Here is a 16,673-nt window from a genome sequence, read left to right as displayed (position 1 = left end):
AGGTTGATTTCGGTCTGAGCAGCAGACGACAACTCGATCTTCGCCTTTTCAGCCGCTTCTTTCAGGCGTTGCAGCGCAAGCACGTCCTTGCTCAGGTCAACGCCTTGATCCTTCCTGAACTCGGAGATGATGTAGTCAATGATGCGCTGGTCAAAATCTTCGCCGCCAAGGAACGTGTCGCCGTTCGTGGACCGCACTTCGAACTGCTTCTCCCCGTCCACGTCCGCGATTTCGATGATCGAAATATCGAATGTGCCGCCACCCAGGTCATATACGGCAACTTTACGGTCGCGTTTTCCAGCTTTGTCCAGGCCGAACGCAAGCGCGGCCGCGGTCGGTTCGTTGATGATCCGCTTCACTTCCAGACCGGCGATTCGGCCCGCGTCTTTCGTCGCCTGACGCTGGCTGTCGTTGAAGTAGGCCGGAACCGTAATCACGGCATCCGTCACCTCCTCGCCAAGATAGTCTTCAGCGGTCTTCTTCATCTTGCGCAGCACTTCAGCCGAAATTTGCGGCGGCGCCAGTTTTTGATCGCGGGCTTCGACCCAGGCGTCGCCGTTATCGGCGCGCACGATCTTGTAAGGCATCAGGCCGATGTCCTTCTGCACTTCTTTTTCGTCAAAACGGCGGCCAATCAAGCGTTTGACTGCGTACAGCGTGTTCCTCGGGTTCGTCACCGACTGCCGCTTCGCCGGCGCGCCGACGAGGACTTCGTTGTCGTCCACATAAGCAACGACCGACGGTGTGGTGCGCGCACCTTCCGCATTCTCGATCACTTTAACGACGTCACCTTCCATGATCGCGACGCACGAGTTTGTCGTGCCCAGATCGATACCGATGATTTTGCTCATTTTCATTACCTCCAGCCACTGCAGAAAATTTAGCCTCGTACGTCAAATCAGCGGGTTTGCGCCGCTCTCAGCATCAAAAAACAATATATCCCCAAGCATCGGGATCTCGCCCGGTCCGGAGCCGGGAAATCTCCTGAAAGAGGAGTTCGCCCATTAGCAAGAACGTTCGTTCGAAATTTGGTGCGAGCACCCACGACGAAGCCTTGTTTTCACGAAGCCGCGACGAAGCAGATGCGCTCTTGAATTTCCTGTGACAGCGCCTATCTTTGATTTCGCTCAGGCAGTCGCGTGTCCAATAAGCTTGCTTCGCCATCCATACGACTTCTCAAGTATGGAGCAATCGTGCGGATAGCGATAAAGGAGATTGATCATGAACCCGGAACTCAGGAACTGGAATCCGTTCAAGTTCTTGCGCAGGACGAGCCAGGAAAGCCCAGCGTCGCAGTCAGCGGATTCTGCCGGTGGAAAACATGAGTTTCTCGAGTGGCCGGAGCTACCTCGCCGTTTTCTGAACGACCCGTGGCGTGCAATGAGCGACTTGTTTCAGGAACCATTTTTCAACGAACGGGATCGGTGGTTCGGGGATTTCAGCCCTGCTCGCTTCCGGCCTCGCATCGACGTGGTCGACGACGGTAAAGCGCTGCGTATCACCGCCGAACTGCCCGGCGTGAGCCGGGAGGACATCCAGACCTCCGTCGAAGCCGGTGCGTTAGTCATCCGCGGCGAGAAGAAGCAAGACCAGCGTACCGAGGAGGACGGTTGCTATCGGCTCGAACGCGCGCATGGAGCATTTATGCGGCGCATACCGCTGCCGGACGGCGTCGATGTCGAGCATATTGACGCGCGGTTCGACAATGGCGTGCTTACGCTGAATCTGCCGAAGACGGAGACGTCCGCGTCCACGGTGCGCAACATCGACATCCAGTAGCGGCACGACGAAGCGCGAGGCAAGTCAAGCTGGCCGACGGCGCTGGCTCGGCGTTGTTGCGGCGCTTCGCCGGCTGTCCTGCCGGCGCTCGTCTACGTAGCTCGTCTATGTAGATTACAGCCGGATAAAATCGCTCAGCCCCACCCATGCTGCCGACAGAGGCCACGGCTAAAATCGGACAAAACAGGGGTGCGCTGTCTTTTTTTAACCGTCTATGCATGTCCTGCAGATGGAAGGGAAACAACGTGACCGATCGCATCCGGGCGGTTCGTAAATCCAATCGCCGCGCCTGATGAAAGCGTACCCTCCAGCGCATTCCCGACCCTATTTTCAAGCGCTGAATCAAATTCCCAACACTTCTCAAGGATTCCTCTGGACTTGTGTACCTCCGTTATCCAGATTCCTCTAAACTTTAGCTAGCGTACCCATGCGAAACCATCGCCATGTCTTGTCGATAAACCATGGATTCTGGACGCGAGGGTTTGGCGCATTCTTTGCTGCAGGTCTCCGCGCGCATCGAGGAGGAAGTAAAGTTGGAGCACCTTGGCCGGCATTGACGCGGTCGGCGGGCACGAAAAATAATATTCGAATTCCACCTTGCCGGGAAAAGGACTCGGCGACTGCACTCACACGAGGAGTAGGGAGATGAAACCAGCTCTCATTTTGACGGTGTCCGGCACCATCTTGCTTGGGTCGGCAAGTATGGTGAACGCTCAGGAAACGCAGCAGAGTGCGCCCCCATCTGCACGAGCGAAGATGGTGGAAGACGCCAACATGTCCGCTCAATCCGGTACCGACGTGTCGTATGGTGGCGTCTCCGACACGCGAAGCGAAACGGGGGGCGCCCAAACGGAAGGCGCCCATCCTCCCGTAGCACCCATAACCCCCATATCTTCCCCATCTTCCGCATGCGCCGGCGGAGCTCGATGCGACCTCTTTTCCAAACACTGAGACAGCCGTCTACCGAGCCCGAGCGATGAACCAAGTCAATGGAGACTGCATCTGCGCAGGTGGACATGAGCCGATTGGCCCTCGCGAATGCCGACAAATCCTTTCGACTTGCTGTCCGCTTGCCACGCACTAGACTATAAAAAGGTGCATGTTGGGATGCACTGGGAAACAACGTCATGAACCGCCCCGCGACTCGACCTATGCGGTGCGCAAATGGCATTTTCCCCCGGCCACGGGGCGAGCAGCGGCCGGCCGCAGCCTTTCTCGCGGTGTTCGCGAGTGCGGCCTAATTTGCTCGCGTCAATAACTTGCGTGGATCCTGCAGCCAGTAGAACATCACCATGAATCGGCCGCCGGTTCGTTTTCCGTTTCGCGCAACAGCCGCCGTATCGCTCGTACGATGGCTCAAGTGGGGGGTATTTGCCGCTTTTCTCGTAACGATCGTTATTGCTGCGCGACTCGTCCAGAACGAAATAGAAACGTCCCGGCTTCAGGCGCGCTATCTGTCTGACTTGGGCCGCGACATCGGCTTTCAAGTCGGTGCGGGCGCCAGCGACTCTATCCGGTTTCCCACGAGCGGACCGTACGACGTGCGTCTAGGCTATGAAGCGCTGCCTGACTTCGAAAAGCGTCTGCTCGCGCGAGGCTTCAGTGTCACCTCGCAGGCGCGCGACTCCGCGATGATGACGTCTGTCGCAGACGACGGCCTGTATTTGCCCTACGACGAAAAAGACCAGGCAGGCCTTCAGCTATTCGACGCCACCGGTTCGACCCTCTACGACGTGCGCTATCCGGCGCGGATCTACGGCAACTTCGACGCGGTGCCTCCCCTGCTCGTGAATGCGCTGCTGTTCATTGAAGACCGCAACCTGCTCGACCCGGACCAACCGAACCGCAATCCGGCGATCGACTGGGGCCGCTTCGGCCGCGCCGTACTCGACCAGGGCTTGCGGATCGTCGATCGGCATCAATTGACACCGGGCGGCAGCACGCTCGCCACGCAGCTCGAGAAATTCCGCCATTCGCCCGGCGGCCGCACGGCGACACCGCCCGAGAAATTACGCCAGATCGCGTCCGCGTCAGTGCGCGCGTATCTCGGGGGCCCGCAAACGCTGCCGGTACGCCAGCAGATCATTGTCAGCTACCTGAACACGGTGCCGCTTGCCGCGCAGCCCGGCGTGGGCGAAATCGCAGGCATTGGCGACGGCCTGGCCGCCTGGTATGGGCGCGACTTCGACGAGGTCAACCGGCTTCTGGCGGCCCCCCTGTCTCCCGAGACGCTCGACGCACAAGCGCTTGCGTTCAAGCAAGCACTGTCGCTGGTCATTGCGCAGCGCGCGCCCTCCTACTTCCTGCGTCGCAACAACGCTGCGCTCGCGCAACTGACGGACAGCTACGTCCGGCTTCTGGCAACTCGAGGAATTATCCCTACGATGCTTCGCGACGCCGCGCTGACAGCCCACCTCCAACTGCAGTACGCGAAACCGGTCCACCCCGATACATCGTTTGTCACCCGCAAGGCGCTGACCTCGCTGCGCACGCATCTGGTCAATGCGCTCGGCGTGCCGAGCTTCTACGACCTTGACCGGCTCGACCTCTCCGTACACGCGACGCTCGACAACCCGGTGCAGCAGGCCGTCAGCGAACGGCTCGCACTCGCCACCACGCCGGAGGGCGCGAAAGCGGCCGGTCTATACGGCTTCGAGATGCTGCGTCCAAAGGACGATCCGTCGAAAATCGCTTTCAGCTTCACGCTGCTCGAGCGGCGCGATGGCGCAAACCTGGTGCGAGTGCAGACCGACAGCGTCAACGAACCATTCGACATCAACCAGGGGGCGCGCTTGAATCTTGGCTCGACAGCCAAACTGCGCACGCTTATCACGTACCTGCAGATCGTCTCCGAGTTGCATGCGCGTTACGCATCGATGACTGCAGCGGAACTTCGCAACATCAAGCCCGACCGGCTAGATGTGCTGAGTCGCTGGGCGCTCGACTATCTCGGGCACGCACCGGACCGTTCACTGGGCGCAATGCTCAATGCTGCGGTCGAACGCAAGTATTCCGCGAGCGCCGGCGAAACGTTCTACACCGGCGGCGGCGAGCAGACGTTCAATAACTTCGAAGCGAGCGACAACAGCCACATCCTCACCGTGCATCGCGCGTTCCAGCATTCGGTGAATCTCGTGTTCGTGCGGCTGATGCGCGATATCGTCCACTACGAGATGATCCAGGTAGCGGGACCGACGTCGAACTGGCTGGACGATCCGGTATCGCGCCATGCCTATCTCACGCGCTTCGCCGATCAGGAGAGCCGCGTGTATATGCATCGCTTCTATGCGAAATATCACGGCAAGGCACCTGACGCGGCGCTCGCGACGCTGCTGCGCGACGTGCGCAAGTCACCACCCAAGATAGCCACGGTACTGCGCAGCGTGGCGCCTGAGGCCTCAGAGGCGTGGTTCGACACGCAGATGCGCATCGCGCTCAAGGGTACGCCGGCGGCAGCGCTGGCGCCCGCGGATATCGCGAAGCTCTACGCGAAGTACGGTATCGATAAATTCAGCCTGAACGATCGTGGCTATATCGCGAGCGTGCATCCGCTCGAATTGTGGACGCTCAACTACCTGCGGGACCATCCGGACGCCACGGAAAGCGACGTGCAGGCCGCAAGCCGCGACGCGCGTTTCGCTTCCTATTCGTGGCTATTCAAGACGCGCTACCACGGCACGCAAGATCGACGCATCAGGCACATGGTCGAGCTGCAGGCGTATGCGGAAATCGGCGAATCGTGGCGCAAGCTCGGGTATCCGTTCGCGACGATCACGCCGTCGTACGCGGCCGCGATCGGTGCGTCGGGTGACAGGCCCGCCGCGCTTGCGCAATTGATCGGGATCGTCGCCAGCGGCGGTACGATGCTGCCGGCGCAGGACTTCGCCTCAATCGACTTCGCGCAAGGCACGCCCTATGAAACGCATTTCACCCGCGCGTCTACGTCCTCGCCCCCGGTGCTCTCACCCGAGATAGTCGACGTGGTGCATGGCTTGTTGCGCGATGTCGTGCTCGGCGGCACCGCGAAGCGGCTGGAGGACGGCATGCCGCTTGCGAATGGCCGCACGCTGGACGTCTATGGCAAGACGGGTACGGGAGATCAGCGCTTCGACGTGTTCGCGCGCGGGCGGCGGCTGATCGAATCGCGCAAGGTCAATCGGAGCGCGACTTTCGTCTTCGCGATTGGCGATCGATTCTTCGGCGCACTCACCGCTAACGTGCATGAACCGTATGCGGCGCGCTATGAATTTACGAGTGCGCTGTCGGTGCAGTTGTTGAAATCGCTGGCGCCAGTGCTTGAACCGCTGATTGACCAGGATTCTCATGCGGCGCCCGGTTCACCCGTGCAGCCGGTTGCCGCGAGGTGACGTGGCTCCGTGAGTGGACCGTACTCTCCGGCCACATTCGATCGATATCTATAAGGATAACCAACTTAAATACTGAAAGACACCCCACCATCGCAGCGATACGATTACCGACGCCGACACATTAAGAAAGGAACTCGACCTGACCGCACAACGTGGCTAGTCGGAAGACCGCGAAGAGAACGAGCTGGCGATCTTTTGCTATGGCGCCGCGATCCAGGGCGCCGACAAGCGCACGGTCGGCTGTGTCAGCATCAGCATGCCGGTTTATCGGCATCAGGCGGGAGCGCATGAGACCTATACGGTGCCATTAAGGGAAGCTTGCAAGAAGATTGCCGCGAGGCTGGGGCCTGCGAGTCTTTGATTCGTGCGTTTGATTAAATTGTTGCCTGTACGAGCCGCGAGAAATGGTCTCGCGTGCTGACCCTCATTGACTCCATTGACCCGAAGATAAGCCCCATAACCGAACCAGGCTTGCGAAAAGGCACCGTTGTGCTATAAAAAATCTAGCTAGCATGTCTATCGGTCGCCCGGTGGGAGAAATGGGTGGCTCCACTGGAGCGAGCGCGACAGTCCATGGGTCTTCTAGAGCTCAGAGGCATTTCCAAGCACTTCGGCGCCATTCACGCCCTGAACGACGTGACGTTCAGTCTTGAGCCGGGCCAGGTGGTCGGGCTCATGGGAGACAACGGGGCCGGGAAATCAACGCTGGTGAAGGTTATTGCCGGTAACTTTCCCCCCTCGCACGGCGAAATTCTCATCAATGGTGAAAAGGTGCATTTCACCAAGCCTGTCGACGCCCGCGCCCAGGGCATCGAAGTCGTCTATCAGGACCTCGCGCTCTGCAACAACCTGACGGCGGCGGCCAATGTCTTCCTTGGCCGGGAGCCACGGATCGGTTTCTGGCCCATCCGCATTCTCGATCACGCGACCATGTACAGGCGCGCCGGCGAACTCTTCAAGGAACTGAAATCCGAGACCCGCCCGCGGGACCTCGTCCGGCAGATGTCGGGAGGTCAGCGACAGGCCGTGGCGATCGCTCGCACGCGTCTTTCCGAGGCGCGGCTCGTCATCATGGACGAACCGACTGCAGCGATCAGCGTCCGGCAGGTGGCGGAGGTGCTCAGCCTCATCAGACGCCTGTCCGAGCATGGAATCGCAGTCATTCTCGTCAGCCACCGCATGCCTGACGTTTTCGACGTTGCTCACCGCGTGGTCGTCATGCGGCGTGGGCGCAAGGTCGCGGACAAGAAGATCGAAGCATCCTCGGCGGAAGAAGTGACCGGCCTCATCACCGGAGCCATTGCCGCCGCCTGAACCTGACTGACAGCTTGACTCGCTGTCTGACCCGCTGCCTGACTCGCACAGCTATGCATGGGGTCGCACTAGGCGCTAAAGCGCCAGATGCGACCGACACAAAAGGTGTGGGGTCGCACTAAACGCTGAAGCGCCAAGTGCGACCGACACAAAAGGTGTGGGGTCGCACTAAACGCTGAAGCGCCAAGTGCGACCGACACAGGAGACTCGAATTGAACGATGCGCCGGAAAGGCCCACCTCAATACCGCCGTTGCTTGATGATCCGCAAGCCACGAGAACCCATACCCGCTGGACGGGGCTGCTCGCGAGCCAGGTCTTCTGGGTGGTGCTCGCAACTATCGTCGCCTGCATCCTGCTCTCGTTCGCGACCTCGACCTTTGCGACGCACCAGAACCTTTTCAACGTCACGCGCAACTTCGCCTTCGTGGCAATCGTCGCGCTCGGCATGATGGCGGTGATCATCACGGGCGGCATCGATATTTCGGTCGGCTCGACTATTGGCCTCAGCGGTATCGTCCTCTCGGTGGTCATGAACGCCGGCTATCCGATCTGGGCCGGCATCGGCATGGGGCTCCTGACCGCCGGGCTCGTCGGCCTCGTGAACGGTCTGCTTATCGCCTATCTCGACATGCAGCCTTTCGTTGTCACGCTCGGCATGCTGAGCGTCGGCCGCAGCCTCGCGCTGGTGTTCTCCGGCAGCCGGACCATTTTCGATTTCGGTCCCGACGGCAGCAAACTCCTGGCGCTCGGCGGCGGCTCGGTCTTCGGTCTCGCCAACCCGGTGTGGTTCCTGATCGTCCTCGCCGTGCTTTTCTGGTTCGCCTTTACGTGGACGCGCTGGGGCCGCTACGTCTTCGCCGTCGGCGGCAACCGCCATGCGGCGAGACTCACCGGTGTTCCGGTGCGCCGCATCATCTGCTCCGTCTATGTGCTCGCCGGCCTCATGGCGGGGGTCGCGGCAATCCTCGAAGTCGGCTGGCTCGGCGCAGTGACAACGGGGCTTGGCGAGGGCGACGAATTGCGCGTGATCGCCGCGACCGTGATCGGCGGCACCAACCTCGTGGGCGGCGTGGGCAGCGCGTTCGGGACCGTCGTCGGCGCCGCGCTGATTGAAGTCATCCGCAACAGCCTGATCCTGCTCGGCGTCGACTCGTTCTGGCAGGGTACGGTCATTGGCACTTTCATCATCATCGCCGTGCTCTTCAACCGGCTCGGCGGTGAACGGCAAGGAGATTGAAATGTCTTCAGGCCCACCGGCCGCAACGCGCAATTGCCGGACGCCACGGGTTCACACGACGACGTTCCGCCGGAACGTTAAAGCTCGAACGCGGGCTTTCCTTGGGACTATTATAAAAATGGTGCGAGCAGGCATGGGCACCGTAAAGCCGGCGCTAACAGCTTTGCATGAGACCAGAGTAAGGAGGAAATAATGAAGAAAGCTTTGATGTGTCTTGCCGCGATTGGAGGGCTCGCGATGTTGGCCTCCCCCACCTTCGCAGCTGATAAGACCCTGGCGTTGGTGGTGAAGGGTCTCGATAACCCCTACTTCGACCTCATGCATCAGGGATGCGAGCGGGCGAACAAGGAACTCAACAAGGAAGGCTACACCTGCTACTACACCGGGCCCGCGACAGCCGCGGACGAAAGCGCCGAAGTGCAGATCATCGACGACTTGCTGACCAAAGGTGTGTCGGCAATGGCGATCTCGCCTGCGAACGCCCCTGCCGTGGCCGAAGTGCTGCGCCGCCGCAATGTGAAGATCCCGGTCATCACCGCCGATGCCGATTTGCTGCCGAAGGACGCCTCGCTCCGGAAGAGCTACGTTGGCACCGACAATTACGACCTGGGCGTCAAGCTTGGCGAGCAGCTGAAGTTGCTGATGCCGAAGGGCGGCAATATCTGCCTCGTCATGGGCAATCCCGCCGCCGACAACATCAACCAGCGCGCCCAAGGCACGCGCGACGTACTCTCCGGCAAGAAGGGAATCGCAAAGCTCGCCGGTGAAAACGGTTGGAAAGAGATCAGCGCCTGCCCGCTCTACGTCAACGACGACGCCGCCAAGGCGAACCAGATGATGCAGGACACGCTAACCGCCAACGCCACCGGTCTCGACGCCTTCGTGCTGGAGGGTGGCTGGCCGCTCTTTGCCCCGCAGGCCTATTCGCAGGTCGTCGCGCCGATCATGGATAAGATCCAGAGCGGGAAGTTCGTCATCGTCTCGGCCGATACGCTCGGACCGGAATTGCAAGCCCTCAAGGACCACAAGGTCAATGTACTCGTCGGCCAGCGGCCGGAGGAAATGGGTTATCGGGCGGCGATGGTCATGCGTGACCTTGCAGAAGGAAAGTCGGTAAAACCGGTCATCCACACGGGCCTTGATACTTGCACCTGGAAGAACGCGGACACCTGCCTCAAGCATTGAAGGCGGCAAGGATCCGTTCAAAGAAATGGATGGGCGATGCCTGAGCCGAGACAGCCCTGATCTGTGCGATTCACAAGGTGTTGACTGACGTTCTGCCGAACAAGACGTACGTCAGGATAGCTAACTTAATGGGTTCATTGATGTTTGGAAAACAAACTCGCCGCTCGCGGGTTACCGCGAGAGCGAGTTCATTTCGCATATCAAAGCACGCCAAGACGCCGCGCTCTCTGAAGACAATACTCAGTGACCGAAGCAATCACAAGCGCGGTCACAAGCCCGATCACTTACTGGCCGGGCGGACGACCTGACTGCGACGACCCGCTTACCGCCGGACCATAACTGCCGGTTTGAGCTTGGGCTTGAGCGGCGACCACCCGTGCCTGTGCAGCCTGAATGTCCCGTGGGTAATTGGGGTCATGGCCGCCCGGATTGTAGCCGGCCTGCTCGATCTGAATGAGCTCGGCTCGCACCTGCGCCCTCGTGACAGGTGCATTCGATTGCTGCGCGAACGAGACGACCGGAATGGCGAGTACTGAAGCGGCAATTGCCGTATAGAGCAATGATTTCATGATGACTTACCTCCAAGGACTGCCTTTGTCCTCGTTTCAAACACCCCATGCTGCGACCAGCAATTACATTTTAGTTGTTCGGGGAGCGATGATGGATCGTTGAACCCGTAGACGTTGAACCCTTCATCCCCTATTGCGCAATAAGGCTGGCTGAGCGATCAGACGCGGGCCCTCCGATGTCACGCAGTCCAGGCTGCAATCAGGGATTTGGGGCATGGCGTGCCCGCCGGACTTTGCTCCGGGGTACAGGATCCGTGCTGCTACGCAGCGTAGCCCGGTCTCTCTTGTTCATCGTCGACTGATGAGACCCGTCGTGTTGGCTAATGAGGTCGCGGATGATGGGATAAACGTCCGTTTGCCAGTGCGGCCCTGAAAAGAGATCGTAATGATTGCACTGGTGCAGTGTGACGCCGCGCTTGTCGCGCGTGGCAATACCTGCGCACAGGTCCTGCGCGGCGTGGGTTTGGCCGCGTCCGGAAACGTCGTCCAACTCGCCTTCGATAGTGAGCAAAGCCGTAGCACGGATGTCTTGCGGACGCACTGGCAGGCCTTGTACGCACCAGTTGCCACGAGCCAGACGGAATTCCTGAAACACGGTCTGGACGGTATCGAGGTAGTACTCGGCCGCCATATCAAGCACTGCACCATATTCTTCGCAGGACCGCTGGTGCACCTCGGCGCGCTTGAGGTCGCCCTGGATCATATCGAGGCAGTAGTTCCAGTGCGAACTCGCGAGCCGCCCCGGGTGCATCGCGTCAAGTCCGGCCCGCTGCAGAAAACCCGGGTACACCTCGCGACCCGCGCCGGGGTAATGATCCGGCACCGGGTGGATCAGGGTCTCCCGAAACCATAGAAGCGGCTGGCTCGTGGCGAACCGGTTGACGGCATTCGCACCGCTACGCGCGTCGATCGGCCCCCCAATCAGGATCAAGCTTCTGGGCGTTGGCTCCTGCTCGCTGGCCAAAAGTGAAACGGCGGCAAGCGTCGGCACCGTAGCCTGACAAACCGCAAGTACATGCAGGTTTTCCGCGCCGATATGGCGAACAAACGTCCGAATATAGGACACGTAGTCATCCAGATGAAAAGGCCCGTCTGCCACCGGCACGTTGCGCGCGTCACGCCAGTCCGTGATGTACACCTCATGGTTCGGCAGCAGCGTCTCCACCATCTCGCGGAGCAGGACCGCATGGTGACCGGCCAGCGGAGCGCAGACCAGCACCACGGGCCGTGTCTTCGTGCGCCCGGTGGAAATGGCAGAAGGCTCCGGCTGTGGCGAAAATCGCAGCAGGTCGCAGAATGGTTTCGCCAGGACGAGTTGTTCGGCCACTGGAATCTTTCGGCCTTCCGCTTCGATCTCCCTGATGCCGAACGCGGGCTTTTCGTAGGTCTTGCTTAACCGGTGGAGCAATTCGTACCCCGCCGCAAAGCTGCGGGTACCCGAAACGCAGGCCAACGGGCCCCAAGGGTCGGCGAGCGCGTTCGCGGCGCCGGCGGCCCACAGGGAAAACGGTGCGAGCAGCAAGCGCTGGTATTCAACCATCGGGTACAACCACGGTTGCGTTGCCGTTCGTACCATTCGTTCCATTCGCCACCTCCAATGAGACGGGCGAAAAATCCGGACGAACCTCGGGACGGTAGAAAGGAGTAGTCGACTAACTAACTGTCCGCTTGAAGGACACGATGCGGGTTCGCAACGCATCGGCCCACTCGCTCAGCTGCAACGGCACCAATAAGAATCGTGAGGGTCCGTGAAGTTCCCGCGAGAGCCCGATACACAGGAAGGATGGAGGCCTCTGCTGCAAACGACTCTCCTGACAAATAATTTTAGAAGATCTGGAGAAAAACGCACGGCGAGGCCATGCCGGTCCCGATAGGCCGCGGTTGCCCGAAAGAACGACCTCAACTCGCACCGCGGTCGTCAGCCTTGCCTCAAAAATAGGGTGCGCTTGATCAGATCAAGAGGACTCTACGTTGACACACAGTCTTAACAATCAGCCAGTCATCGGCGTCATGGCGCGTTGAAACGCATCCCGTTCGAGGCAAGCGGAATAAATCTGGTCGATGCGAGGAAAATCCGCCATATCGAGCCCCATCATCCGCGCGTTGTAGACCTGCGGGATCAGGAAACAATCGGCGATGGTCGGCAGATCGCAGTGGCAAAACGGCCCAGCTTGCCGGCCCTTTTCAAGCAACGCTTCAAATTGGCCAAAACCCTGTTCCAGGTAGTGAAGCGCCCACCGCCGGGTCTGGATGTCGTCGAGTAGAAACTCACGGCTCAGCCGGGCCCGCGTCTTCATACTCGATAACGGATGCATCTCGCAGGCAATGTGCAGCGCCAGGCTGCGCACCTGCGCCCGCTCATGCGATGAACCAGGCATGAGCGCAGGCGACGGATACCGCTCCTCCAGGAATTCCAGTATTGCGAGCGACTGCGCAATGTAACGTCCCTCGGACTCGATAACCGGCACCAGCCCCTGCGGATTGATCGACAAAAACGGCGGTTGCCGATGCTCACCGCCGTCCTTTGCCAGATCCACGCAGAACGACTCGTAAGCGATTCCCTTCAGGTTGAGCGCAATGCGTACGCGAAGCGACGACGAACTCGCCGGGTACTCGAAGAGCTTCATGTCTTCCCTTTTACTATCAGAAGTAGTGCTGCAATCCCATCCTTAAGGAAAGCTGATGATCGTTCGACGAAGGCGACAACGAAGGCAAGTCCGCCAACGCACCGCCATTCGTCTTCTGGAACGTGACTTCGGCATAAGCCAGCGTCCGCTTGGACAGTTGATATAGATTGGCGAGGCCCACGGTGGTGTATCCCTTGCCCGCAAACCCGGTATGGAAGCCGCCCAGACTCACCGTATTGGCAATGCTCGCCTGATAATCCACGCCGAGCTCTTCGGTCAACGCGGTCTCCGTGTCCTGCCGAGTCTGCAGATGCGCCTGATCGATCATGCCGTGAATACGCCAGCGATCGCCGAGCTTGTAGGTTCCCGCCACCCCGATGATCCGCGTGTTGTCCGCCACGAAAGACGCGCCGCCGGCCAGGTTCTGCCCCATGAAGCTCGTGTAACCCAACTGCGTATTGAAAGCATACGTGCGATGATTCGTGTCGCTATAGACCGCGCCGAGTTGCAGCGGTCCACTCGCATAGAGCGCCGCTGCGCCAATATATCTGCCGAGCGCGGTGCTCGCGTCGCTGAACGAATACATGGTGCGAATGCCGAAGCCGCGATACCCCGGGCTCGCGTACTTGACCGAGTTGCTGAGGGGCGTTACCGCCGCATTGTCGATATTGCCCGGGTGATACATGAAGTTGTTGAATTGCACCGCGCCGTTGGCGTTGGGCGTGAACACATCGTTCGTCAGATCCCATTGCCGGCCAAGCGTCAGCGTTCCCCACTGCTGGCTGGCAAGTCCCACATACGCCAGCCGGCTAAACTCATAACCCGATATCGCAAAACGGCCGGTGTTTGAGAAATAGCCGTTCTCCAGCTTGAAGATGGCGCTCAGGCCGCCCCCAAGATCTTCCGAGCCAACGAAACCGAACTTGTCAGGCACCGCAATGGGTCCCATGACGACCGCCTTGCCGCCATTCTGATTGCTGACGTAGCCAATCCCTTCGTCGATACTGCCGTACAGGGTGAGGCTGCTGGTCTGCGCATCACATCGATCGACATAGCCTATGCAAATAGTCGCCACAGCAATGAGACCCATAGTTTTTAGCATTACTAATCCTTTGGAAGATATCAAAAGCGAGCGTGTTTAAACACCGGCCCATAACGACCGGATGAAGGTTCCATGTCAGATGTAAAACTGGATTGGATCGGCTACACCCAGGCGCGCGCGAAAGCACAACGTCTGGCCGGACGTCCTGCGCAATGCGGTTACGTCAGTGATTCATGCGTCGAAAGCACCTTCCAGCAGGCTTCCGTAGTGCATCCGTTTTTGCGCGATGTTCAGCGTTCTCAGGCAATACCAGAGCAACGCGGCATTGCTGGCAATCACGGGCCTGTTCACGCGCGCTTCAAGCCTTTCGATGACACCGGCGAGCCGGATTCCCGCGCAACTGATAACGAGCGCATCGAATGGTCCTTCGAGCGTGGCCGCCAGTTCGAGCCACCGTTGTGGATGCAGCATCCCCTGATCGTAGGGAGTGGCCTGCGGCAAGCTTTTTTCCAGAACGACACGCAGACCCTGTTTCTCGAAGAACGCGGTTTCCGCTTCCACCACCTCACGCCTGTAGGGCGTCATCAGCGCGATACTGGTGGCATTCACTGCCGCCAGCGCCGCCATGACCGCCTGAATTGTCGTCACCGACCGGATGCCGGTCGCAGCCTGCACGCGGCGGTTGATCTCATCCGGCCCTGCAACGACGCCCGCCGCGGTGCAATTGAGAGCGATCAGGTCCACGCGGGCGTCTGCAAGCAGCATGGCGTGCGATTCGAGATTGTCGATCAACGCCTTGTCCGATGCGATGGACGTATCGCGAAACGGCAGCCGCGTAGTAAGAAACTGCACGCCGTCGGGCGCCATCATCTGCACTTCATGGTCGCAAAGGCCGCCCGATGGATACAGATGCCCAATGCGCGCCACTTCGCCGAATCCACAACTCATGGAAAGTCCTGTGATGACGGTTTGATTTATAAGGCGCGCATGCCGCACCGGGCGGTACGGTCAGCGAAGGCGCTTCAGCTTTTCAGCGATACCGCGCCGGTCGTCATCGAAGCGCTGCTCCAGTGCGGACTGCGCGTGAGCGCAATGGCCGCGGCTGCCACCAGCGCCGAGCCGGCGAATGCGTAGAAGTTCCACTGGACATCAGCGCCTCGGGAAGCCAAGTACGCGCCGACCATCGGACCGCTCATTGCGCCGAATCTGCCCACGCCCACCGCCCAGCCCGTGGCGCTCGCCCGCGCATGCGCCCGGTAATAGTTGGCGATGAAACCGAGCTGCACCATTGCCACCCCAATGCTGCCGAAGCCCGCGAGCGCCACCAGCACATAGTTCATGATGAGACCGCTCTTGATCGCGAGACTGGAGATGGCAATTGCGCCGATCACATAGCCGCCCACAATAGTCTTGCGCGTGCCGAGAAAGTCGCTGATACGCCCGATCAGGATGCCGCCCAGCGCCGACGAGAGCATGAACACCGCGAGGAACGAGAGGCTCGAACCCAGGTCGTAGCCCATCTTGCGCATGAGTTGCGGCAGCCACGTGCCAAGGCCGTAGATCACCATGACAGCGGCGACCTGCGCCACCCACAAGCTGATGGTGGCGAGCGCGTTCTGCTTCGAGAACACTTCGCGGAACACGGCGCCGACGCTCGGTTTGGGCAGCGGGTCCCTGACATTGCGCTCAAGTTCGGCGGGCGCAATGCCGAGCTTCCTGGCAAGCACCGCCGCTTTCTCGTGACGACCGCGTGCGATCAGGAAGTCGAGCGATTCGGGCAGCATGTAGAACAGGAACGGCACCGCAAGCAACGGCGCCGCGCCGAGCGCCACAACGAAACGCCAGCCATGCGAGCCGAGAAACGCCATGCCGATCACCGCCGAGAGCAACGCGCCGCACGAATAGCCCGAGTACATCAGCGCGAAGTTGAGGTTGCGCTTTTCAGGCGGCGAAAACTCGATCGTCAATGCCGCCGCTGCCGAAATTACGCCGCCCAGGCCCAGTCCGCCAATAAACCGTGCCACTGAAAACGCCAAGGGCGTAGGCGCGCAGCCAGCGCCGATCATCGAGAGCGAGAAGAGCGTCACGCAGCCAATCAGCAACAACTTGCGCCCGACCAGATCGCTCACCACGCTGATGAAATACGACCCGATCAGCGTGCCGAAGAGCGCTGCACTGCCCATTGCGCCGATCTCGATGGGTGTGAGTTTCCAGTTGGCATCGGCGAGAAGCGAGGGAACGATCGTGCCCATCACGCCTATGTCGTAGCCTTCGGCCACGATGGTGAGAAAGCACAGGATGAGTACCAGATACGTCGTTCGCGCGGGCGGATGGAACGCGTGGGACGCTGCGGTATCAGACAAAGCCGCCATGAAGGCACCTCGATATATTTAGCAGAGCAGATGATGCGGGGCAGGATCTGCAGGCGCGACCGTTCCGCACGCCCAGACCGGACGCGCCGGCTTTCAGGCCGGTGCGAGGTCAGGAACATTGTGTCGATGTGCGGGTCGATCCGCGTGATGATCTAAATACAGAATGACATTCTTTATTCA

General features: G+C 60.0%; 12 protein-coding genes and 1 pseudogene. 6 read left to right on the top strand and 7 right to left on the bottom strand.

Annotated elements, in window-relative coordinates; translation table 11 throughout:
- Window positions 1-851: Hsp70 family protein (locus AWB69_RS39495; protein WP_156529141.1), on the bottom strand; the 851-nt coding region annotated here is incomplete at its 3' end.
- 370 nt (window positions 852-1,221) lie between these two features.
- Here AWB69_RS39495 and AWB69_RS39490 point away from each other — a divergent pair.
- The 6 genes and pseudogenes from AWB69_RS39490 to AWB69_RS39470 all read left to right on the top strand — a co-directional run bounded on the left by AWB69_RS39490 (window position 1,222) and on the right by AWB69_RS39470 (window position 9,883).
- A complete protein-coding gene (locus AWB69_RS39490) occupies window positions 1,222-1,779 on the top strand; it encodes an Hsp20/alpha crystallin family protein (protein WP_062092210.1) in 558 nt (185 codons plus the stop codon).
- A 1,292-nt stretch (window positions 1,780-3,071) separates the two neighbouring features.
- Window positions 3,072-6,146: a biosynthetic peptidoglycan transglycosylase gene (locus tag AWB69_RS39485; RefSeq protein WP_062092209.1), complete on the top strand. Its 3,075-nt coding sequence runs from the start codon at window positions 3,072-3,074 to the stop codon at window positions 6,144-6,146.
- Window positions 6,147-6,324: 178 nt separating this feature from the next.
- Window positions 6,325-6,507, top strand: a pseudogene (locus AWB69_RS49965) (IclR family transcriptional regulator); the annotation flags it as partial.
- A gap of 212 nt (window positions 6,508-6,719) precedes the next feature.
- Entirely contained in the window at window positions 6,720-7,460 is a 741-nt protein-coding gene (locus AWB69_RS39480) for an ATP-binding cassette domain-containing protein (RefSeq protein ID WP_062092208.1), read from the top strand.
- Window positions 7,461-7,672: 212 nt separating this feature from the next.
- A complete protein-coding gene (locus AWB69_RS39475) occupies window positions 7,673-8,698 on the top strand; it encodes an ABC transporter permease (RefSeq protein WP_231937385.1) in 1,026 nt (341 codons plus the stop codon).
- Window positions 8,699-8,890: 192 nt separating this feature from the next.
- Entirely contained in the window at window positions 8,891-9,883 is a 993-nt protein-coding gene (locus AWB69_RS39470) for a sugar-binding protein (protein WP_062092207.1), read from the top strand.
- A gap of 284 nt (window positions 9,884-10,167) precedes the next feature.
- On the opposite strand, the gene AWB69_RS39465 is transcribed toward AWB69_RS39470, so the two are convergent.
- From AWB69_RS39465 to AWB69_RS39440, 6 genes are all read right to left on the bottom strand, one after another.
- Window positions 10,168-10,452, bottom strand: coding sequence for a DUF4148 domain-containing protein (locus tag AWB69_RS39465; protein WP_062092206.1), 285 nt, complete (start codon window positions 10,450-10,452; stop codon window positions 10,168-10,170).
- Window positions 10,453-10,651: 199 nt separating this feature from the next.
- The gene (gene phaZ, locus AWB69_RS39460) at window positions 10,652-12,037 is read right to left on the bottom strand and encodes a polyhydroxyalkanoate depolymerase (protein WP_063978009.1); all 1,386 of its coding nucleotides are present in this window, start codon (window positions 12,035-12,037) and stop codon (window positions 10,652-10,654) included.
- Between the two features lie 406 nt (window positions 12,038-12,443).
- Window positions 12,444-13,079, bottom strand: a complete 636-nt coding sequence (gene maiA, locus AWB69_RS39455) for a maleylacetoacetate isomerase (RefSeq protein WP_062092205.1) — start codon at window positions 13,077-13,079, stop codon at window positions 12,444-12,446.
- Window positions 13,080-13,095: 16 nt separating this feature from the next.
- Window positions 13,096-14,181, bottom strand: coding sequence for a porin (locus tag AWB69_RS39450; RefSeq protein ID WP_063978008.1), 1,086 nt, complete (start codon window positions 14,179-14,181; stop codon window positions 13,096-13,098).
- 171 nt (window positions 14,182-14,352) lie between these two features.
- A complete protein-coding gene (locus AWB69_RS39445) occupies window positions 14,353-15,069 on the bottom strand; it encodes a maleate cis-trans isomerase family protein (protein WP_062092203.1) in 717 nt (238 codons plus the stop codon).
- Window positions 15,070-15,143: 74 nt separating this feature from the next.
- Window positions 15,144-16,493, bottom strand: a complete 1,350-nt coding sequence (locus AWB69_RS39440; protein ID WP_062092202.1) for an MFS transporter — start codon at window positions 16,491-16,493, stop codon at window positions 15,144-15,146.
- Between the last annotated feature and the right edge of the window lie 180 nt (window positions 16,494-16,673).

It is taken from the genome of Caballeronia udeis, assembly GCF_001544555.2.
GTDB classification, from domain to species: domain Bacteria; phylum Pseudomonadota; class Gammaproteobacteria; order Burkholderiales; family Burkholderiaceae; genus Caballeronia; species Caballeronia udeis.
The sequence above is the reverse complement of the archived record's forward strand: the minus strand, read 5'-3'. Positions and strand labels throughout refer to the sequence as shown.